The organism is Neobacillus sp. NPDC097160, from assembly GCF_044762155.1.
Classification (GTDB): Bacteria; Bacillota; Bacilli; order Bacillales; family Cytobacillaceae; genus Neobacillus.
This window is the reverse complement of sequence record NZ_JBIWDU010000021.1, coordinates 73,327-94,537: the sequence shown is the minus strand read 5'-3', so window position 1 is coordinate 94,537 and position 21,211 is coordinate 73,327. Positions and strand designations below refer to the sequence as shown.

Annotated in this window: 23 protein-coding genes; 18 read left to right on the top strand and 5 right to left on the bottom strand. The window is 38.3% G+C overall.

Annotated features, from left to right (window positions below):
- Window positions 1-72: 72 nt before the first annotated feature.
- The 3 genes from ACIQXV_RS25090 to ACIQXV_RS25080 all read left to right on the top strand — a co-directional run bounded on the left by ACIQXV_RS25090 (window position 73) and on the right by ACIQXV_RS25080 (window position 2,029).
- Entirely contained in the window at window positions 73-381 is a 309-nt protein-coding gene (locus ACIQXV_RS25090; RefSeq protein ID WP_402963586.1) for a metal-sulfur cluster assembly factor, read from the top strand.
- A 15-nt stretch (window positions 382-396) separates the two neighbouring features.
- Window positions 397-735 carry a DsrE family protein gene (locus tag ACIQXV_RS25085; protein ID WP_402963583.1) on the top strand — a complete coding sequence of 113 codons (339 nt, stop codon included), beginning with the start codon at window positions 397-399 and terminating at the stop codon, window positions 733-735.
- Between the two features lie 166 nt (window positions 736-901).
- On the top strand, window positions 902-2,029 hold the full coding sequence (locus ACIQXV_RS25080) for a TIGR04053 family radical SAM/SPASM domain-containing protein (RefSeq protein WP_402963580.1): 1,128 nt from the start codon (window positions 902-904) through the stop codon (window positions 2,027-2,029).
- Between the two features lie 73 nt (window positions 2,030-2,102).
- Here ACIQXV_RS25080 and ACIQXV_RS25075 read toward each other — a convergent pair whose 3' ends face one another.
- Window positions 2,103-2,801 carry a Crp/Fnr family transcriptional regulator gene (locus tag ACIQXV_RS25075; protein WP_402963577.1) on the bottom strand — a complete coding sequence of 233 codons (699 nt, stop codon included), beginning with the start codon at window positions 2,799-2,801 and terminating at the stop codon, window positions 2,103-2,105.
- 326 nt (window positions 2,802-3,127) lie between these two features.
- Between ACIQXV_RS25075 and moaA the strand changes: the two genes are divergently transcribed.
- On the top strand, window positions 3,128-4,144 hold the full coding sequence (gene moaA, locus ACIQXV_RS25070; RefSeq protein ID WP_402963574.1) for a GTP 3',8-cyclase MoaA: 1,017 nt from the start codon (window positions 3,128-3,130) through the stop codon (window positions 4,142-4,144).
- A gap of 75 nt (window positions 4,145-4,219) precedes the next feature.
- On the opposite strand, the gene ric is transcribed toward moaA, so the two are convergent.
- Complete coding sequence (gene ric / locus ACIQXV_RS25065) at window positions 4,220-4,918, bottom strand: iron-sulfur cluster repair di-iron protein (RefSeq protein ID WP_402963571.1); 699 nt, start codon at window positions 4,916-4,918, stop codon at window positions 4,220-4,222.
- 235 nt (window positions 4,919-5,153) lie between these two features.
- Here ric and ACIQXV_RS25060 point away from each other — a divergent pair, with 235 nt between their 5' ends.
- The 3 genes from ACIQXV_RS25060 (at window position 5,154) to ACIQXV_RS25050 (ending at window position 7,897) form a co-directional block, all read left to right on the top strand.
- Window positions 5,154-6,419, top strand: a complete 1,266-nt coding sequence (locus tag ACIQXV_RS25060; protein ID WP_402963568.1) for a molybdopterin molybdotransferase MoeA — start codon at window positions 5,154-5,156, stop codon at window positions 6,417-6,419.
- Complete coding sequence (gene mobB, locus ACIQXV_RS25055; RefSeq protein ID WP_402963565.1) at window positions 6,413-6,955, top strand: molybdopterin-guanine dinucleotide biosynthesis protein B; 543 nt, start codon at window positions 6,413-6,415, stop codon at window positions 6,953-6,955. The genes ACIQXV_RS25060 and mobB overlap by 7 nt, the downstream gene beginning before the upstream one ends.
- A gap of 213 nt (window positions 6,956-7,168) precedes the next feature.
- Complete coding sequence (locus ACIQXV_RS25050) at window positions 7,169-7,897, top strand: YwiC-like family protein (RefSeq protein ID WP_402963563.1); 729 nt, start codon at window positions 7,169-7,171, stop codon at window positions 7,895-7,897.
- A gap of 180 nt (window positions 7,898-8,077) precedes the next feature.
- Here ACIQXV_RS25050 and ACIQXV_RS25045 read toward each other — a convergent pair whose 3' ends face one another.
- Window positions 8,078-8,770 carry a Crp/Fnr family transcriptional regulator gene (locus ACIQXV_RS25045; protein ID WP_402963561.1) on the bottom strand — a complete coding sequence of 231 codons (693 nt, stop codon included), beginning with the start codon at window positions 8,768-8,770 and terminating at the stop codon, window positions 8,078-8,080.
- Window positions 8,771-9,044: 274 nt separating this feature from the next.
- Between ACIQXV_RS25045 and ACIQXV_RS25040 the strand changes: the two genes are divergently transcribed.
- The gene (locus tag ACIQXV_RS25040; protein ID WP_402963558.1) at window positions 9,045-9,224 is read left to right on the top strand and encodes a YjzC family protein; all 180 of its coding nucleotides are present in this window, start codon (window positions 9,045-9,047) and stop codon (window positions 9,222-9,224) included.
- A gap of 125 nt (window positions 9,225-9,349) precedes the next feature.
- Window positions 9,350-11,944, top strand: a complete 2,595-nt coding sequence (gene clpB, locus ACIQXV_RS25035; protein WP_402963555.1) for an ATP-dependent chaperone ClpB — start codon at window positions 9,350-9,352, stop codon at window positions 11,942-11,944.
- A 49-nt stretch (window positions 11,945-11,993) separates the two neighbouring features.
- Here the strand turns inward: clpB and ACIQXV_RS25030 are convergent, their stop codons facing one another.
- Complete coding sequence (locus tag ACIQXV_RS25030) at window positions 11,994-12,179, bottom strand: YjzD family protein (protein WP_402963552.1); 186 nt, start codon at window positions 12,177-12,179, stop codon at window positions 11,994-11,996.
- A gap of 186 nt (window positions 12,180-12,365) precedes the next feature.
- Between ACIQXV_RS25030 and ACIQXV_RS25025 the strand changes: the two genes are divergently transcribed.
- From ACIQXV_RS25025 to ACIQXV_RS25010, 4 genes are all read left to right on the top strand, one after another.
- On the top strand, window positions 12,366-13,088 hold the full coding sequence (locus tag ACIQXV_RS25025; protein WP_402963549.1) for an alpha/beta fold hydrolase: 723 nt from the start codon (window positions 12,366-12,368) through the stop codon (window positions 13,086-13,088).
- 80 nt (window positions 13,089-13,168) lie between these two features.
- Entirely contained in the window at window positions 13,169-14,005 is an 837-nt protein-coding gene (locus ACIQXV_RS25020; RefSeq protein ID WP_402963546.1) for a hypothetical protein, read from the top strand.
- Window positions 14,006-14,194: 189 nt separating this feature from the next.
- Window positions 14,195-15,142 carry a BMP family ABC transporter substrate-binding protein gene (locus tag ACIQXV_RS25015; protein WP_402963543.1) on the top strand — a complete coding sequence of 316 codons (948 nt, stop codon included), beginning with the start codon at window positions 14,195-14,197 and terminating at the stop codon, window positions 15,140-15,142.
- 19 nt (window positions 15,143-15,161) lie between these two features.
- The gene (locus tag ACIQXV_RS25010) at window positions 15,162-15,362 is read left to right on the top strand and encodes a ComZ family protein (protein ID WP_402963540.1); all 201 of its coding nucleotides are present in this window, start codon (window positions 15,162-15,164) and stop codon (window positions 15,360-15,362) included.
- An 18-nt stretch (window positions 15,363-15,380) separates the two neighbouring features.
- On the opposite strand, the gene ACIQXV_RS25005 is transcribed toward ACIQXV_RS25010, so the two are convergent.
- A complete protein-coding gene (locus ACIQXV_RS25005) occupies window positions 15,381-15,677 on the bottom strand; it encodes a hypothetical protein (RefSeq protein WP_402963537.1) in 297 nt (98 codons plus the stop codon).
- Between the two features lie 204 nt (window positions 15,678-15,881).
- Between ACIQXV_RS25005 and ACIQXV_RS25000 the strand changes: the two genes are divergently transcribed.
- From ACIQXV_RS25000 to ACIQXV_RS24980, 5 genes are all read left to right on the top strand, one after another.
- On the top strand, window positions 15,882-16,814 hold the full coding sequence (locus ACIQXV_RS25000; protein ID WP_402963534.1) for a beta-ketoacyl-ACP synthase III: 933 nt from the start codon (window positions 15,882-15,884) through the stop codon (window positions 16,812-16,814).
- 57 nt (window positions 16,815-16,871) lie between these two features.
- On the top strand, window positions 16,872-18,110 hold the full coding sequence (gene fabF, locus ACIQXV_RS24995; RefSeq protein WP_402963531.1) for a beta-ketoacyl-ACP synthase II: 1,239 nt from the start codon (window positions 16,872-16,874) through the stop codon (window positions 18,108-18,110).
- Window positions 18,111-18,242: 132 nt separating this feature from the next.
- Window positions 18,243-19,016, top strand: coding sequence for a DUF2268 domain-containing putative Zn-dependent protease (locus ACIQXV_RS24990; RefSeq protein WP_402963528.1), 774 nt, complete (start codon window positions 18,243-18,245; stop codon window positions 19,014-19,016).
- Between the two features lie 160 nt (window positions 19,017-19,176).
- Window positions 19,177-20,199 carry an ABC transporter ATP-binding protein gene (locus tag ACIQXV_RS24985; RefSeq protein ID WP_402963525.1) on the top strand — a complete coding sequence of 341 codons (1,023 nt, stop codon included), beginning with the start codon at window positions 19,177-19,179 and terminating at the stop codon, window positions 20,197-20,199.
- On the top strand, window positions 20,199-21,209 hold the full coding sequence (locus ACIQXV_RS24980) for an ABC transporter ATP-binding protein (protein ID WP_402963621.1): 1,011 nt from the start codon (window positions 20,199-20,201) through the stop codon (window positions 21,207-21,209). The genes ACIQXV_RS24985 and ACIQXV_RS24980 overlap by 1 nt, the downstream gene beginning before the upstream one ends.
- The last annotated feature ends 2 nt before the right edge of the window (window positions 21,210-21,211 follow it).

Genomic DNA, 21,211 nt, shown 5'->3' with positions numbered 1-21,211 from the left:
TAATCGCTTTTTGGAAATTGTAATAAAAACCTTCCATGAAGTAAATAAAAATATATTAAGGAGTGAATCCATATGAATGAAGAATTAAAAGAAAATATTATGGGGGCATTAGAACTAGTTATTGACCCTGAGTTAGGTGTAGACATTGTCAATTTAGGCTTAGTTTATAATGTTGAAATGGATGATGAGGGAAAAGTCTCAATCACAATGACTTTAACTTCAATGGGTTGTCCGCTTGCAGGAACAATTGTTGACCAAGTGAAAAGATCGCTGGCAGATATTCCTGAAATAAAAGAAACGGATGTAAATATTGTTTGGAATCCGCCTTGGAACAAAGAGATGATGTCACGCTATGCAAAAATTGCTTTAGGCATTCGCTAAGGAGTTAAAAAACAAATGAAAAACAAAGTGATTTTAGTTAGCTCGAACCAGCTTGGCAGGGGTGACCAAATTCTTGGTGAGAATATCCTTGAAACATTTTTTACGATTTTAAAGCAAAAAGAAGAACTTCCTGCAGCTGTTTTTTGTATGAACAGTGGTGTGTTAACGATGACCGAAGAATCATTTGTTTCGGTGCATTTGAAGGAATTGGAAGCAAAAGGTGTCGAGATTTTAGCGTGTAAAACATGTGCTGATCATTATGAAGTGACAGAAAAATTGGCAGTTGGAAAAATTAGCGGAATGGGCGACTTCATTGACCTGGCAGCAAAATATGAAGTTTTAACGATTTCCTAAAACAGCAGAAGATCTGCTGTTTTTTTTGATTCTACATACTTCACAAAACGGACATATATAATCTCAAGGTTGTGAGATAGTTCACTTTTTTCAAACATAAACACCTTTATAATACACAGTATTAAGGCTGTTTGAGTTTGAAATGGCCGTTTAGGAGGCGTTTCATTTGTCTTTTCACCGAGATTTTAATAAAGATCCATTTATCGTTATTTGGGAGCTGACACGTGCTTGCCAATTAAAATGTCTGCATTGTCGTGCAGATGCACAATACACACGAGATCCACGCGAGCTATCATTCGAAGAAGGAAAAAATCTTATCGATCAAATATATGATATGAATAACCCAATCCTTGTCTTTACAGGCGGCGACCCTTTGATGAGGGAAGATATCTTTGATATCGCTAAATATGCTGTGGAAATGGGAGTACGGGTATCGATGACACCGAGTGCGACCCCGAATGTAACAAAAGAAGCGATTGAAAAAGCAAAAGAGGTCGGTCTTTCTCGCTGGGCATTTAGTATTGACGGACCTACTGCCGAAATTCATGACCACTTCCGGGGAACTGCAGGTTCTTTTGATTTGACAATGGAACGGATAAAATATTTGCATGAGCTTGAAATTCCGATACAGATTAATACCGTTATTTCCAGGTATAATGTTGAATACCTTGATGAAATGGCAAAAATGGTGGAGGAATTAAATTGTGTGCTTTGGAGCGTCTTCTTCCTTGTTCCTACTGGAAGAGGTCAAGTTTCAGATATGATTTCACCTGTTGAACATGAAAAGGTCTTACGCTGGCTGTATGATCTTAGTAAACGGGTATCATTTGATATTAAAACGACAGAAGCAATGCATCACCGCCGTGTAGTTATTCAGCAAAAAATGCGTGAAGCAAAGGCGCAGACAGATGAAATCGACTATTTATCTGCCTTAACTGAAAAAGGCCTAACCGGCTCCATCGACGGGCTTGGGCGTGCACCTAAAGGTGTGAATGATGGTAATGGTTTTGTGTTTATTTCGCATATTGGTGATGTTTATCCAAGCGGATTATTACCTGTTAAGGCTGGGAATGTTCGCGAAACACCATTAGCAGAAATTTACCGTGAATCTCCAATCTTTAAGGCGTTAAGAAATCCAGACGGATTTAAGGGTAAATGCGGTGTCTGTGAGTTTCGCTATGTTTGCGGCGGTTCAAGGTCAAGGGCATATGCCATGACAGGTGACTACCTTGAAAGCGAGCCATTCTGCGTCTACATTCCAAAAGCATTAAGAGAGAAGCAGGAACAGAAATAATTAGTAAGTATAAAAAACAAGGCTGCCTCACGATGGTGAGACAGCCTTGTGAAAAAAAGACGTGGAATTCGTCTTATTCTATATTACAGTAAACAGTTGAGCAATTTTCACAGCCAATTTCATCTTTTAAATATTGCAAATCTAGGATTGTTATCTTCCCTTTTTTAATTTGAATAATTTTATCCCGTTTTAACTCACTAAGGATTCGGTTTGTACTTTCTCGAGAGGTACCGCAGAAGTTTGCCAATTCTTGATTGGTTAATGGCAAGTCAATTAAGATTTCATTGTCCTTTGGGATTCCATAGCTGTTGGACATCCGAATAAGCGTTGAAAATAAGGCGCCGCGTTTCCCATTTAAGACAAGGTCGCGAAATTTTGTTTGCGTTTTTCGAAAATGATCACTCATCCATTTCATGAACTCAAAGGCAAGCTTACTATTTTGGAAAATTTCACTTTCGATTACATCTTTTTTGATCGCAGCAATTTCCCCTTCTTCAAGAACCTTTGCACTTAATAAATACCTTGGATTGTCAGTAAAAAGCGTTAATTCACCACAAATATCATTGGCACCGCATATTCGGAGCGAAAGCTCACGGCCGTCTGACGTAATTTTACTAATTTGAATTTTACCAGAAATAATAATGAAAAGCTCCTCTGCTACCATTCCTTCTTGAAAAAGGTAGCTTCCTCGTTCACTTTTAAACTTCCGATCAGCAAATTTAAGTAATTCTTTTATCTCAATCGAATGTGTTGGCTTCATTGTAGTCATCATCTGATTCACCTCTAAATCATTTTTTAAACCAGTCAATTTCCTTTATGTTAGGATTCATTAGTATCATTTTATCGCAAGACTAGTCAAAAAAATGAGGTAAACAATGACAATATAGTGAAAACTTCAGCTGAAAAATAGGATTCAACCATTGTATTTTAAAATGGATAATATTTTCCAAAAACAATCGTTATTTCATGTGCAAACATCTGTTAAGATTAGAACTATATTAAAAAGTATTTTAATAGTGAATAAAGTAACAGTATTTTTGGGTAAATCCTGATACACTAACAATAAGAACTTTTTTGAAAATAATGGAGTTGATATAAATGGAAAAAACCATTATTAAAGATAAATTAAATAGACCTTTACGTGACTTAAGAATTTCTGTTATAGACCGTTGTAATTTTCGTTGCCAATACTGTATGCCTGCTGACCAATTCGGTCCGGATTTTGAATTTCTTCCTCGAAGCGCCTTGCTGACGTATGAAGAAATTGAACGTCTCGGAAAAATATTTGTTCGTTTAGGTGTAGAAAAAATCCGCTTAACTGGCGGAGAACCGCTGCTTCGCAAGGATATGCCGATTCTTGTCAAAAAACTTTCTGCTATTGAGGGCTTAAGTGATATCGGCCTAACAACAAATGGCGTCTTGCTGCCGAAATTGGCTGGTGAGTTAAAAGCGGCAGGTCTCAAAAGGGTGAATGTCAGTCTTGATACCTTAAACGATGAATTGTTTGGACAAATTAATGGACGCGGTGTTGGTACTGGCCCTGTATTAGAGGGGATCGAAGCAGCTAAACAGGCCGGTCTTGGGGTCAAAATCAACATGGTTGTAAAAAAAGGTCTAAATGATTCAGAGATTATTCCAATGGCAGAATACTGCAAAAATCATAGTCTAGAGCTTCGATATATCGAGTTCATGGATGTTGGCGCAACAAACGGTTGGAAGATGGATGATGTTGTGACCAAAAAACAGATTTATTATTTATTAAAAGAGCATTTTGAGCTGGAGCCAGTTGATCCAGCATATTATGGAGAAGTAGCAAAGCTTTATCGGTATAAAGATGCTGACGTAAACGTCGGGTTTATTACTTCCGTTTCTGAATCATTCTGTTCAAGCTGTACACGTTCACGCCTATCTGCAAATGGCCAGATTTTCACCTGTTTATTTAATGGTAATGGCCATGATATTCGGAATTTCATGAGAAATGGGGCAACCGATGAGCAAATAGCTGAGCGGGTTACCGCTATTTGGAATGGAAGAGATGACAGATATTCAGACGAAAGAACAGCAGAAACCAATAAAAATCGCAAAAAAATTGAAATGTCGTATATAGGTGGATAAAATGCAAGCTCTCTTCGTAAGGAAGAGCGCTTTTTTACAAAAACAGCCCGCTTATGGTAAGCGGGCTGTTGCTCATTACGCAATATATCTTGGGAATAAAATGTTATTTTCTAAATGTACATGCATGAAGGTCAAGCCTTCTAATGCTTCCAAGCGGGCATAGACTAAACGGTACGTACCGCAGGCATCCAATGGAAGTTCAAAGTCAGAAGTTACTTCACGGATTTGTCTTAAGATCTCGCCGGCATGATCATGTTCTTTTTCAAGCTCAACAATCATATTGATGGCTTCTTCTCGATTTTCGACTGTTCCATCTGCAAGCTGCTTAATTAATGGGAATAAAATTGCTTCTTCTTTTTCCATATGCTCAATTAATTCTTTTTTGAATTCATAAAACAATTCATTTACTTTTAATAGTTCTGGGTGGTTGTTACCATGAACACGTGATACCTTTGTTACATATGGGCTGAGCATCTTTAATTCTTCTTCAGATACACGATGATAATTTGAAATGACATGATCAATGATTGTGTTTGAGTCAGATTCAGTCCAAACCTCTACATCTTTCTCAGCGTTTTCGTATTTTTCAAAAACGACCTTTAATTCTCCTAAAAGAGAATCCATATTAAGCCCATTTTGAACAACTGCTTGTGATAAAAGAATGTTTCCGCCACAGCAGAAATCAATGCGGTTCTTTTTGAAAACATCACTTGTCTTCGGTAATTCGTTTACAATATCTTTAACTAATGAATTTTCAGTAATGGTGAAAGTCATAATTAAAATCCTCCTTGAGTTTGTAAAGGTTATTTATTTCTGACTTAAGCATAATTGATAATGAATATTATTTAGGTGACCTGCATCACACATTCACTATGATTTTAAATATTTTCCTTCATTTTGTGACATTTGATATGTTAGCAAGTTTTTAATAGGCTTATAATGAATATTAGCTGTTTAAATTTAATACATAGTTGAAATATAACCAGTATTAGGCAGGAGTTGAGGAAGTTTGTTAGAAAGAAGAAAACCGATTCCAATAGGGGATGCAGTTCAAAAAATAATGGAATTTCAATTACAGGGTGTAACGGAATATGTTTCAATAAATGAAAGCTTTGGCCGTTTTTTATCAGAGGATTTAATTGCCACAAGTGATGTACCACATTTCGATCGGGCACCATATGACGGCTTTGCTATCAGATCAATTGATACACATGAGGCATCGCAAGCCAATCCGGTTGAATTTGAAGTGATTGACCATCTTGGTGCTGGAATGGTTTCAACAAAGGTTGTTGGCCAAAATCAAGCTGTTCGAATTATGACAGGGGCGATGATGCCGGAGGGAACCGATGCGGTCGTCATGTTTGAAGTTGCACAAGACAACGAAAAAAATGGAACCCCGTATATGTCGATTAAACGAAGCTTTAATAAAGGTGATAATGTTTCCTTCACAGGGGAAGACGCAAAAAAAGGTGAAGTCTTAGTAAAAAAAGGGACATTGATTAATCCAGGTATCCAGGCCATGCTTGCAACTTTTGGCTATAAGGATGTACCTGTGGCTAAAAAGCCGCTTGTTGGTTTATTTGCGACTGGCACTGAGCTTTTAGAGGTGGAAGAAGCATTAGTTCCAGGAAAAATTCGCAACAGCAATTCCCATATGATTGCTGCTCAAATTGAAAGAGCCGGTGGTAATGTTAAATATTTCGGAAAACTGCCCGATGAATTTGATACATGCTTTGAAGCCGTAAATAATGTGTTAAATGAAGTTGATTTATTAATCACAACAGGCGGTGTATCCGTTGGCGACTTTGATTACCTTCCCGCCATTTATGACAAGCTGGGTGCAGAGGTTCTTTTTAATAAGGTGGCGATGCGCCCTGGAAGCGTGACAACAGTTGCCGAATATAAAGGGAAAATCCTGTTTGGCCTTTCCGGAAATCCGTCAGCATGTTATGTTGGCTTTGAATTGTTTGCCCGTCCAATTATTCGGAAAATGTTGTTTTCGGAAAAAGTGCATTTAAGGAAAGAAATGGCATTGCTCCAGGCTGATTTCCCAAAAGCGAATCCATTTACAAGATTTGTTCGCAGCTCCGCGTTTATTGAGGACGGCAGGCTTAAAGCAACCCCAAGCGGTTTAGACAAATCAAACATTATTATGAGCCTTGCAGGTGCGAATTCTTTAATGATTCTTCCAGGCGGAACAAGGGGCTTTACAGCTGGCAGCGAGGTGGAAGTGCTTTTGCTTGAAGATCAGACCGGCAGTGAGTGGCCGTGGTAAAACCAATCATTTTTCAAGTGGTTGGGTATCAAAATAGTGGAAAAACAACTTTGACTTCCAAACTAATTGAAACACTTTCTACCCAGGGGTTAAAAACGGTGACCATCAAGCATCACGGACATGGCGGAAAGCCGGATGTTGTGGAGCAAAAGGATTCAACAATACACCTGTCAGCAGGTGCGATTGCATCCCTTGTTGAGGGAAATGGCAGGTTGATTCTTCAAGCAGAAAAGTGTGAATTTAGTCTTGAACAACAAATAGAATTGATGAAATTTTTTCATTCCGACGTCATTTTAGTTGAAGGCCATAAGTCGGAAAATTATCCAAAGCTTTTATTGGTAAGGGACAACCGGGATTTACCTTTATTAGATTTAGTGAATAATGTTCAAGCCGTGGTGTACTGGAAGGAAGAGATGATAGATCTTATTTCTGCCAAACTCGATGTGCCTGCCTTCCTTATTTATGACGAGGCAGTGATAAACTGGACAGTTCAATTGATTAAGAAACTTGTTCATAATATGGATGAAAAAAATTAATAAATTTGTCAAATCTGTTACATTTATCACTGCGACAATGAATCAAACCCGCTACTATACAACTTAGGGGCTATGATGTTTGTTCATATAATAACTTAGTGTTTTGAAAGAAGGCGAAAGCCTTCTTTTTTACATTATTATGTGATGCTCTTCACTTATTTTTCCGAATGGCTATTTTATAGTAGGGGTAAGTAGGAATAAGGAGTGAAAGAGATGAATTTATTTTTACCGAAACAACATGGTGCTTGGGCAATGCTGATCATCCCTTTTTGGCTGGGTGTGATGGATGGAGGATTTTTGTGGCAGCAGATCCCATTTTTTATTGGCTGGCTTCTATTGTACTTGGCAACATATCCGATGCTCCTTTTATTTAAAAAGAAAAAGATCCCTTTTTATACAAAGTGGACGCTTATTTATATGGTGCCGGCGTTATTGCTATTATTGATACCACTTTTGGAAATGCTATCTATCGTTTTCTTTGGTCTTCTTATGATTCCGTTTTTTACTATAAATGCCTACTATACCTCAAAAAATCAAGATCGTGCTTTTATGAATGATATGAGTGCTATTTTCGCTTTTTCGATTGCCGGTTTGGCAAGCAGTTATTTAGGGCAAGGTGTGGTCACGTTTGAGGCGATTATTTTCACCTTTTTAACATCTGTGCTATTCTTTTTAGGTTGTACTTTCTATGTTAAATCAATGATTAGGGAAAAGAAAAATACGAAATTCAAATGGATTTCTTGGTCATACCATTTACTGTTAGTTGTAGGTTGGTTCGTATGTGGTTATTGGATTGCTGCGCTTGCTTTTATCCCAAGTTTACTTCGAGCAATCATCTTTTATGGGAAAAAGTTATCCCCAAAACAAATTGGGATTTACGAAATTATCAATTCAGCCATTTTTTTCATTATCATTGTCATTCAAATATATTTACTAAAATAAAAAAATCGGTCGAAATGACCGATTTTTTTTGAGAGATAAAATTCCACTTCGAGAATTGGCCAACATCAGCGCCTAGGGGCTCGGGGTCATAAGCCAATCAGTCAAGAAGGTTAAAGAGCAACCTTCTCGCCTGCTCGTCTTATGCCTGTCGCCCCTGTGCAAGGCGCTTCCGCTTTTCTCCTAGTCAACTTTACAAATTTCAATCGGACAATCCTCGCAATCGATTTCACGTTTTAAATAATCTAAGTCATGAATGGTTATCGACCCTTTATCGATTGAAATAATCCCAGCTTTTCGTAAATCACTAAGTAGTCGATTGACAACTTCACGAGAGGTGCCGCAGAAATTTGCCAGCTCTTGATTTGTTAATGGTAATTCAATCAAAATTCCTTTATTTGTTTTAATCCCATAACTATTACTTATTCGAATAAGAGTTGAATACAAGGCACCCTTTTTCCCATGAAGAACTAAATCACGAAACTTGGTTTGCGTTTTACGATATTGCAGACTCATCCATTTAATAAATTCAAAGGAAAGTGGGAGATTTTGTGATAATTTTTCTTCCAGCACTTCCTTCATAATCACTGCAACTTCACCACTCTCAACGACACGTGCACTTAATAAATATCTTGGAGAAGGGGAGAATAAATTTAATTCACCAACAAAGTCTCCTTTGGAGCACATTCTTAGAGTAAGTTCTCTTCCATCAGGAATAATTTTACTAATTTGAAGAATCCCGCTTTGCACAATATATAATTCATCCGCTCGCGATCCTTCTTGAAATAGAAAAGTACCTTTTTCAATCTTTTTCATATATTGAACCGTATCAAAAAGATGGGACAATGTAACGGGTATTTCTTTTACTGACTGCATACGACTAACCACCTTTAAAGGTCCGAATTAATTTTTAAAAAATAAATGCCAGTCAAGGTTGGATTTGCAAGATATTACTATCATTATATTGTTAATAAGGAATATTTAGCAATAAATGTAGAATATGTTCATACAATCGTCAAAAACTTAAATTGCCTATGACATATTTCTTAGGAAATATTGTCGGGCTTTGATGGAATTTGAAAGAAATTCCTATAATGGACAAACCAGAAAAGGAAATAATAAAAAATGTAGTAAATAAGGAGGGAAAATTGTGGGACAAAATCATCAGTTTAAATCAGGAAAAAAGGCTCCGAATAATGGTGTGTATATAGAAATTGGAGAAACCGGCGATAATGTGCTCCATCCTAAACAAATAAAGCTTAAAGCCGGGGATCCATTTCCGGAGACATCGAATCATAACAGAGTTTGGACCTACCAACGGAAACCATAATATAAAAAAATGAAAAGTCATCCAAAGGGGATGACTTTTTCCCTGTTCAAAATTTTACTTCTATTTATGAAATGTTTTATAATAAAAACAAATAGGTCAATAATGGTCAAAAAGGAGTGAGAACCATGGACTTAAACCGAATGACGGAGCGATTACAAAAAGGCATAATGGATGCACAGACCTTAGCGATTAAAGAAAATCATCAAGAAATTGATGAATCTCATCTATTTTTAACGCTCATGGATCAAGACGATAGCCTTATTGCCGCTATTATCGAAAAAGCTGGTTTGTCGTCTGAGAAGGTCAGGCAAAGCTTCATTGAATCATTGGCTAAAAAACCTCAGGTTACCGGAAGCGGGGTTGAACAGGGGAAACTGTATATTACAGCAAAACTGCAAAAATTATTGGTTAGTGCGGAGGAGTTTGCTTCAAAATTTGCTGATGAGTATATCTCGGTTGAGCATTTTCTATTGGCTGCTTCCTATGATAGTGATTCAGAAATGAAAAAAATAATCCATGCATTTGGGCGAACTCCAGAAACTATTTTAAAAGCAATAAAAGAAATAAGGGGGAACCAAAGAGTGACATCACAAAATCCGGAAGCAGGTTATGATGCTCTTAAAAAGTACGGCAGAGACCTCGTTGCCGAAGTGAAAGCGGGTAAAATGGATCCGGTTATTGGCAGGGACACAGAAATTCGCAATGTGATTCGGATTTTATCAAGAAAGACAAAAAACAATCCTGTATTAATAGGCGAACCAGGGGTAGGGAAAACAGCTATTGTTGAAGGATTGGCACAAAGGATTGTCAGAAAGGATGTTCCGGAAGGATTAAAGGATAAAACGATTTTTTCGCTGGACATGAGTTCCCTAATCGCCGGAGCAAAATTTAGAGGTGAATTTGAAGAAAGACTGAAGGCTGTTTTAAACGAAATTAAAAAAAGCGAAGGTCAAATTTTGCTGTTCATTGATGAAATTCATACCATCGTTGGAGCAGGAAAAACCGAAGGTGCGATGGATGCAGGTAATATGCTAAAGCCGATGCTTGCACGCGGGGAACTTCATTGCATTGGAGCAACCACACTCGATGAGCATAGGAAATATATCGAAAAAGACCCGGCACTTGAACGGAGATTTCAACAAGTACTTGTTCAAGAACCGAATGTTGAAGACACGATCTCGATATTAAGAGGGTTAAAGGAACGATTTGAAGTGCACCATGGCGTAAAAATTCATGATCATGCGCTAGTGGCAGCAGCTACTTTATCAGATCGCTATATAACTGACCGATTTTTGCCTGATAAAGCAATTGATTTGGTAGATGAAGCATGTGCCTTGATTCGCACTGAAATTGATTCTATGCCAACAGAACTTGATGAAGTGACACGCAGGGTAATGCAGCTGGAAATTGAAAAGGCAGCCTTAAGAAAAGAGAGTGATGAAGGCAGCAAATTAAGACTTGAAGTACTTTTGAAGGAACTTGCCGATTTAAAAGAACAAGCCAATGCGATGAGGGCAAAATGGCTTCAAGAGAAGCAAAGCATACAGAAAGTACAGGAAAAAAGAGAGCAGCTTGAAAAGCTTCGCCGTGAGCTACAGCAGGCAGAAGATAAATATGATTTAAACCGGGCGGCAGAACTCAGGCACGGACAAATTCCATTAGTAGAAAAAGAACTTAAAGAATTAGAGAATGGAGCTGCAAAGGATGAGCGGCTGCTACGGGAAGAAGTCACAGGGGAAGAAATTTCGAATATTGTCTCGAGATGGACAGGTATTCCGCTCTCTAAACTTGTTGAAGGTGAAAGAGAAAAACTGTTGAAATTGGAATCGATCTTGCATGAAAGAGTCATTGGTCAAAATGAAGCCGTTAACCTTGTGGCAGATGCGGTCCTTCGGGCACGTGCCGGCATAAAGGATCCAAACCGGCCAATCGGATCATTTTTATTTTTAGGGCCGACGGGTGTAGGGAAAACAGAGCTGGCAAAGGCGTTGGCAGAGTCCTTATTTGACAGTGAAGAACAAATTATTCGGATTGATATGTCGGAATATATGGAAAAGCATGCGGTATCACGCCTAATCGGTGCGCCTCCAGGATATGTTGGTTATGAAGAAGGCGGGCAGTTGACGGAAGCTGTTAGGAGAAGACCTTATTCGGTAATTTTAATGGATGAGATCGAAAAGGCTCATCCTGAAGTGTTTAATATTCTCTTACAAGCACTTGATGATGGGCGAATCACGGATTCACAGGGCCGGGTAGTGGACTTTAAAAACACGGTTATTATTATGACATCCAATATCGGCTCACACTTCTTACTAGAACGAAGTGAAAATGAAATTGAGATTTCGGATGCCACAAGAGAAATAGTAATGAGCCAATTAAAGGCCCATTTCCGCCCGGAATTTTTAAATCGTATTGATGAGACGATCCTATTTAAACCGTTATCATTAGGAGAAATAAAAAATATTGTTGTTAAAATGATGAAGGAACTGCAAAACAGGTTAAGACAACAGCAAATAAATATTTTGATTAGTGAGGATGCGAAAGAATTTATTGCCGTAAATGGATTTGATCCAATTTATGGGGCAAGACCACTAAAACGATTTATCCAACGAAATATTGAAACAAAGCTTGCACGTGAAATAATAGCTGGCCGGGTACATGAGAAGTCAAATGTAAAAATCATGGTAGAAGATGGAGAAGTGGCTTTGAAGCTGCAGTAAACAATCAAAAAGGTCATCCATTAAAACGGAAGACCTTTTTTACCCATTATTAATGTTTTTCAACAGGTTCATTAGGAATCACAGCAGCAGCAATGAAAATTAATACGGTTACTCCAAGAGAAACAATAACACCTGGCATAAATTCAAATTCTGCACCTGGGGTCATGGAACTAACGACATATGTAAGCATTTGCACTAAAAGAAAAGACCAGAAAAAAGTCCAAAAGAATCGCACTATTTTTTCACCTCTTACCTATTTTTCATCAATTTTAATAGTACCATACGATTTTAAAAAAATATAGATAAAATCATTTTCTGCTTATACTTTTCGAGTAAAATCAGAAAAATGGGCAAACTCCCTTTCATCTTTTGTGAAATGGCATACAATATTTTGAGGAAATATGTAAAAGGAGATTTATCGATGGAAAATCGCAATTTTCAGATGGATACCCAATGGAATATTGTTCATTACCCGGAAAAGCCTACAGGATTTGGGATCTTGATCATCGGAGATGAAAGGCATTTTGTGGACGAGAGTAAATGTTTTTGGACACAAAACGAAGGAAAGCTTGCCATTATCAACGAACTAAAAGATGCTGGGTACACCATTTTTTCCTCAAATCTTTATGGGCGAAACTGGGGGAGCGAAAGTGCTATTGAGCTTGCTCAAAGGTTATATCAGCATGTAATACGGAGCGAAATCCTAAACAATAAAATTCACATATTGGCCGAAGGTATGGGGGCGCTCGTCGCAGTCAGGTTAATGGAGAAAATGAAAGGGAGTATCAGATCGGTCATCCTACTGAACCCTATTCTTTCCTTAAAGCATCATCTTGAACAGGAGAAGGAACACAAATTCTTTTATAAAAAATTAGTGAGGGAATTAACAGCAGCACATAACATGGATCAGACAGGGATCGAAAGTACTATTTTTAGCATGGAAGATTTTGTTCATCTCGAGTTCGACAGTCCAGTTAAAATTATTCATGTCCTATCCGGCGGAAAATCATATACACAATCAAAATTATATCAGCAAATCATCAAGTCTCCAGAAATCAATCCTACTTATATCCTTCCAGAAAAAAAGCCACAGCTCGGAAAAATATTCATCAAATTTTTGAACAGTCATGAATCAGTACTTTAAGTTTGGATACTCCCCAAAAGAAATAATTCCTCAGCGAATTGCATAGGATTCATTAAGGCACGTTTGGGGAGGAAATTTTAATGGACAAGGCCGTAATTCTTGGAATCTACAATTTTGTTAGTTTTCATTTTTGCAAAACCCTGCTAAATCAAGGTGTAGAGGTGGTAGGTGTACAAATTGATAAATTAGATAAAAGCCCATTTCTCGAGGAAAAACGACTTGAAGTGGGAAGGAATGCAAACTTTAGCGAACGCTCTTTAACTGAGTGGGAAAAGAAACGAAAAGAAGACACGACACAAACAACATTAATATTTTCTTTGTACGATTTATACATGGAAAATAAAGAAATCATTTTACAAAATGAACAGATTATAAGACCAATCATTCAATTTATCGAGGAAAATAAAAATAATCCGGATATAGTATTCATTCTTCCAATTCAAATGCTCAGGTCAAAGCAAGAAAAGACAATCGAAGCTTTTATTGAACAGGTAAGGGGATTTAGGAAGAACATTCAGATGTTTTATTTACCAGCGGTGTATGGCCAATGGCAGCCACCGTCTTTTCTGTTTCAACAAGCCATTCTTTCTACATTTTTGAAGACAGACATCATAAAGGACGAAAGAGAATGGACAGGGGATGTCCTTTTCGTTGATGATGCCATTGAAACTATTATTGAAACGATTGAAACCGGTAATCATAGGGATTCCATTCTGGAAAGCGGGAGGAAGAATTATTGGGCCGAGTGTGCTGCTTATCTTCAATTAAATGAGAACATCGCACTTGACAATCGCGATCAATCATTGCAAATGGATAAGCAAATTGGCCTGGTTTCCGTGAAAAAGGTAACACCAATTGCGGATTCTATCGACGCACAAATTGAACATGTCCAGCGTTTGTTTCAAAATGGTTTGTAAGTCAATTTTTAAATATGGCAAACTCGGTCGAAGGAAAGAAGATGTGCAGGAAATTTGTCTTTTCATTTACTTGTTCAAAGGTTAGAATAAAAGGAAAATAGGCGTTTTCTTTGCTTTTAGGTTCAATATTCGATATATAATCATAGAAACATGTGATGGAAGTGGCTGCCGTATAAAGGAGTGTCTGGAATGTTTAACCGTCTCGGAATCATTCTTTTATGTCTTCTTCTACTTGGGGCTTGCGGGGAAACAAAGACAACAGGAAAATTACAAAAGGTTGGCTTGTTAGTTCCTGAAACAGTCAATGACCAAGTATGGGGAACAAAGGGCTATAAGGGAATGTTAAAAATACAGTCCAAATTTAATGTGGATGTATTTTATAAAGAAGGAATGAATTCACAGGCCGTTGTTGAAAGGGCTGTGAAGGAATTTGCGCAAAAAGGGGTCAATCTCATCTTTGGACATGGTTCGGAGTATGCGGAATACTTTAACAATATTTCTAAAGACTATCCTGAGATTCATTTTGTTAGTTTTAACGGTGATGCAAAAAATCCTAACACAACCAGCCTTAACTTTAAAGCACATGCGATGGGCTTTTTTGGCGGCATGGTTGCTGCTCATATGTCTAAAACCAATAAAGTGGGTGTTTTAGCTGCATATGAATGGCAGCCGGAAATTGAAGGTTTTTATCAAGGTGCATTGGCTGAAAATAAACAAACTCATGTAAGTATAGAATATGTGGGAAATTGGGATGATGAGAAAAAGGCGATTCAATTAGCCAATCAAATGTTGGAAAACGGTGTCGATGTGGTTTACCCGGCTGGGGATGGCTTTAATGTTCCAGTTATTGAGGAGGTTAAAGGTCAAGGCTCCTATGTGATCGGCTATGTCTCAGACCAGTCTGACCTAGGTGAATCAACAGTATTAACCAGCACCATACAGCAGGTTGACACACTATATGAAAAGGTTGCTGAACAATACAACGATGGAAAGCTAAAATCAGGTAATCTTTCTTTTGATTTTCAAGACAATGTTATTTCCCTTGGTAATTTTAGTCCATTAGTATCTAAAGATTTTATTGGAGAAATGAATAGGAAAATTGATAAATATAAGGAAACGGGAAAACTGCCTAAATAAATTTTATTAAGGAGTACATATGATAAACCAAGATAAGACCTTACAATTTATGCAGATTGCGATGAAATACTTACCAGAAGCTAAAGAGCAATTAGATCAAGCTGGGGTCGAATTATCGATGGAGCTAATTCAGCCATTTATGAATTTGTTTACAAATGTAATGCAAGAAGCCTATGACCTTGGCAGGGAAGATGCCCTAAGTGAAAAGGAAAAGAAATAAGCTGCCATATCGGGCAGCTTATTTCTTTTTCCAAAATTGTTCGATAAACGGGTAAACCTTTAAAAACAATGGCTTTAATCCCCGTACAGATTCCATTAGGTTATCGATATTCATCATTAGCTCCCCATAATCAATGGTGGATTGATTCTGAATAGGTTCTTGATGTGGCTGATGGTGGTTTTGATGTGGTTCTCTCCGAGGACCAAACATTAAATTAGTGAACCGATCTTGCACTATATGCTCTTGGGATTCCACTTGCCTTTCTAAGTCATTCAAATCTTGCCCCTTCTGCCCCTTCTGCTCAATATCTTCCATTCCTAGCTGCCTCCTTCCTGAAAGTACCTCTTGAATTAGAATATGTCTAAACGAATAAAGGGAATGTACATTAGCGGAGTATAATAGGAAGAAACAGTTGCTTAAAACAGGTTTTATTTGTTAAAATTAGTACCAAGTCATAATAATTGATATTAATCCTTATGATAAAGAAGAAAGTAAGACATTTAAAAGGAGTTGGGACTTGTGAGAGCTGGTATTGTCGGGATTGGCAGGTATTTACCGGAAAAAGTTGTCACCAATCATGATTTAGAAAAAATAATGGATACCTCTGATGAATGGATTCGTACCAGAACAGGAATCGAAGAACGGAGAATCGCAACTGACGATGTTAATACATCAGACATGGCGTTTGCTGCCGCTCAAAAAGCGATTCAAGATGCAGGAATTACTGCTGAAGAGATTGATTTAATTTTGGTTGCGACGGTTACACCGGATTCACCGTTTCCATCCGTTGCCTGCAGAATTCAAGAAAGATTAGGTGCAAAAAAAGCAGCAGCGATGGATGTAAGTGCGGCATGTGCTGGATTTATGTATGGAATCATCACAGCAAAACAATTTATTGAGTCTAGTGAGTATAAATATGTGCTTGTAGTAGGTGTTGAAAAGCTATCAAAAATTACCGACTGGAATGACCGTAATACCGCCGTATTATTCGGGGACGGTGCCGGGGCCGCAGTTATCGGCCAAGTTTCAGAAAACCGGGGCATCCTTTCTTTTGAACTAGGTGCAGACGGCACGGGTGCGAAACACCTATACCAGGATGAATTTATCATTATGAATGGACGTGAGGTTTTCAAGTTCGCTGTTCGTCAAATGGGCGAGAGCTGTATCCATGTTCTTGAGAAGGCAGGTTTAACGAAAGAGGATGTCGATTTTCTCATTCCTCATCAAGCCAATATTCGCATCATGGAAGCATCAAGGCAAAGATTAGAGCTGCCAATAGAAAAGATGTCGAAAACAGTTAATAAATATGGTAATACATCTTCTGCATCGATTCCGATTTCACTTGTGGAAGAATTAGAGGCGGGTAAAATTAAAGATGATGACCTCATTGTAATGGTGGGATTCGGCGGCGGCTTAACGTGGGGAGCAATTGCCATCAGGTGGGGTAAATAATAAGAGATAGAATGGTCACAAATAGGGAAAAGTTAGTGTAGAAAAGGAGATGTACAAATGGAAAAGCGTAGGGTTGTAGTTACTGGCATCGGTGCCGTATCACCACTTGGTCTTGATGCAGAAACAACATGGAAAGGGATATTAGAAGGTAAATCAGGCGTTGGGCCGATGACAAGGGTAAATGCTGATGAGTATCCCGCGAAGGTAGCTGCAGAAGTAAAAGATTTTAATCCAGAAGTTTATATGGAGAGAAAAGATGCTAGGAAAATGGATCGTTTTACCCAATTTGCCGTAGCAAGTGCATTAATGGCAGTAAAGGATGCAAATTTAACGATTACTGAAGAAAATTCTCCACGTGTGGGAGTATGGATTGGTTCCGGAATTGGCGGTATGGAAACGTTCGAGCAACAATTCGAGATCTTCCAAAAAAGAGGGTACAAACGGGTCAGCCCATTCTTTGTCCCAATGTTAATTCCTGATATGGCAACGGGCCAAGTGTCCATCACACTTGGTGCAAGGGGTTTCAATTCCTGTACAGTTACCGCATGTGCAACAGGGACTAATTCAATTGGCGATGCTTTTAAAGTAATCCAGCGCGGTGATGCAGACGTAATGGTAACCGGCGGTGCTGAAGCGCCAATTACGAAAATGTCTGTTGCCGGTTTCTGTGCCAATACAGCTCTTTCTACAAATCCAGACCCGGAAACAGCAAGCAGACCTTTTGATAAAAATCGTGACGGTTTTGTCATTGGCGAGGGAGCAGGAATTGTTATTTTGGAAGAATTAGAGCATGCCTTAGCACGTGGTGCAAAAATATATGCAGAAATCGTTGGCTATGGTGCAACTGGTGATGCCTATCATATCACAGCTCCGGCACCAGGCGGTGAAGGCGGTGCGCGTGCAATGAAAATGGCCATTAACGATGGAGGGTTAATGCCGGAAGATATTGATTATGTTAACGCCCATGGAACAAGTACCGAATATAACGATAAGTTTGAAACACTCGCAGTTAAAGAGGTATTTGGCGAACATGCTTACAAACTGGCCATGAGCTCAACAAAATCAATGACCGGACATCTTCTTGGTGCTGCTGGCGGTGTTGAAGCCATTTTCACTGTGCTGGCCATAAGAGACAGCATGATGCCACCGACTATTAATTATGAAACACCAGATCCAGATTGTGACTTGGACTATGTGGTGAATACTGCTCGTTCGAAAGAAATTAAGGCAGCTATGAGCAACTCGCTCGGCTTTGGCGGTCATAACGCAACAATCGTCTTTAAAAAATACGAATAAGAATAAGTCTCAGCCAGGCATATGTCTGGCTGTTTTTTGCGTTTAAGGAAGAAACCCACTAAAACAAAGCACTTCTTCTAAAAAAATTCATAAAATGTCTAGAAGGAGATCTTGAGTTAATGGGGTGAAGTAATGGGAGTCATACGAACAGATCAATGGTTACAAGAGGAGTTTGATCGCCCGTCTAAAATCTGTGAAAAGCTCCTTCCATATTTTAAGGGGCAAAAGGCAAATGAAATTTACAGTTTACTAATGGATTTTGGAATGTACCGTCCGTCAAGAGCCGCTAAAAACAACTTAAACAATATGTTGGAACATAAAGCATGGGACAAAGTGGATCGGCTTTTTTCTAAATATAAAAATAAATGGAATGGACCTGATGTGCCAATCTTTCTCTTTCCGTTAGCACAGGCAGGAGGATTTTTTTTTATCAGAGAGGAAAAAAGTAAAGCAGGCGTCTCCTTCCCTGATAAAATGTTTCTCTTTCTTTCGCATTATGAAGATCCAAAAGAAATTGAAGCACTTCTGGTTCATGAATATCACCATGTCTGCCGGTTGAGAATGTTAAATAAAAAAATGGAAGACTATACATTGCTTGACTCCATTGTCATTGAGGGACTGGCAGAATATGCCGTATTAAAAAATTGCGGAAGGGAATATTTAGCAAAGTGGTGCCGGATGTATACAGACAAAGAGCTATCAAATTTTTGGGAAAAATATTTAAAAAATCAGCTTAACAAAAAAAAGTATGAAAGAAGACACGACGAACTTTTATATGGGGGCGGGAGAGTTCCCAAATTACTCGGCTATGCAGCGGGGTATAATATAATTGGAAAATTCTACGAAAGCCATAATTATTCTACAAAACTATCTTTTACCATTCCTGCTGGCAAGTTTATAGAATAGAAAAGTAAAAAAGCCTAGTATATCAGGCTTTTTTATTTTTCATTAACACGAAAATTGCCAATTTTGTAAAAAAGTCTTGCAATTGTAACAATTCTGTAATAGAATTCTATTTAAATATAACGAATTAACAGAATAATTCAATAAAGTTAGAGGGTGTACTATGAGCATAAAAAAGTCACATCGCAAAGAGGCACCACTGCTCGAGGTGAAAAATTTAGAGACAGCCTTTGATATTGATGGAATTGATTACAATGCTGTAGACAACGTTTCGTTTCAGGTGAAACCACGACAAATTGTTGGAGTTGTAGGTGAATCTGGCTGTGGTAAATCTGTCATGAGTCTTTCGATTATGAAGTTGCTTCCAAAAGGAATTGGAAAGATCAAGTCAGGTGAAATCATTTTTGATGGAATTAATCTTGAGAAGATGTCCGAATCCCAAATCAATAAAATCCGCGGGAAAGATGTTTCAATGATTTTCCAAGAGCCAATGACTTCCTTGAATCCAGTATTTACTATTGGTTATCAACTGATGGAAGTTCTTTTTAACCATTTGAAAATTTCGAAACAAGAAGCACGGCAAAAAGCAATTGCCTTATTAAAGAGTGTTGGAATTTCTCGTCCTGAAAAAATTGTGGATGAATATCCACATCAATTATCGGGCGGTATGAGACAAAGGGTTATGATTGCGATTGCGATTGCCTGCCAGCCTAAACTATTAATTGCAGACGAGCCGACAACTGCCCTTGATGTTACGGTTCAGGCACAAATTTTGGAACTATTAAAAGAGATTCAAGAAGTCAATGATATGTCTGTTATTTTAATTACACATGATTTAGGTGTAGTAGCGGAAATGTGTGATGAAGTCATCGTTATGTATGCAGGGAAGATTGTTGAACGAACAGATGTTGATACTTTATTCCATAATCCTAAACATCCATATACAACATTACTATTGGGAGCAATACCGAAAATGGATGAAACGGAAGAGCGCTTGAGCTCCATCCAAGGAATTGTTCCATCACTTACAAATATGCCGAAAGTTGGCTGCAGATTTGCCCATCGTTGTCCAAAGGCAATGCCTGAATGCACATCCATTACCCCACTGTTAGAAGATGTCGAACAAGGCCATGAGGTTGCCTGTTTGCTCTTTGAAACAAGTAAACCAAGAGAAGGGGTGAAATGATGAGTTCAGTTTCCGTACATAAAAATAAAGAAAGCGCTTCCGTAAAATCTGACAATCTTTTAGAGATTCATAATCTTAAAACCTATTACCCTGTCAAAGGCGGATTTTTTAAACGTACCGTCGGAAATGTAAAAGCGGTTGATAATATCTCTTTTGAGATTAAGAGAGGGGAAACACTGGGACTAGTAGGCGAATCCGGCTGCGGGAAGTCTACTGCCGGCAGGACAATATTACGATTATTGAAACCAACTGAAGGCAGCATCCTTTTTGATGGAAAAGATATTACGAGAAGTCACGGTAAATCATTGCGAGAGATTCGTAAAGACATGCAAATGGTTTTCCAGGATCCATACGCTTCCCTAAATCCAATGCAAATGGTAGGCGATATCATTGCTGAACCTATTTATAACTTTACAAAGAAAAGTAAAGCTGAATTAAAAAGAGAAGTCATGGATTTACTAGATAAAGTTGGTCTACCGCAAGATGCCTATTATAAGTATGCACATGAATTTTCCGGTGGCCAGCGGCAAAGAATTGGGATTGCCCGTTCCCTTGCACTTAGACCTAAATTAATCATTGCGGATGAACCGGTTTCCGCACTGGACGTATCCGTGCAATCGCAGGTTTTAAATCTATTGAAGGATTTACAAGAAGAATTTGATTTAACCTTCCTCTTTATTGCACATGATTTAAGTGTTGTAAAACATATGAGCGATCGAATAGGCGTAATGTACCTTGGTAACATGGTAGAGATAGCGGATAAGGATCTTCTATACGCAGATCCTCTCCATCCATACACACAGGCTTTAATTTCGGCAATCCCATCTCCAGATCCAAGGATTAAAAAGAATAGAATTATCTTAAAAGGAGATGTTCCGAGTCCTATAAATCCTCCATCAGGATGCCCATTTCATCCGCGCTGTCCAATGGCAATGGAGGAATGTTCTAAACAAAAGCCAGTATTAAAGGAGGTGAAGCCTTCTCATCGAGTAGCTTGCCACCTTTACTAGAA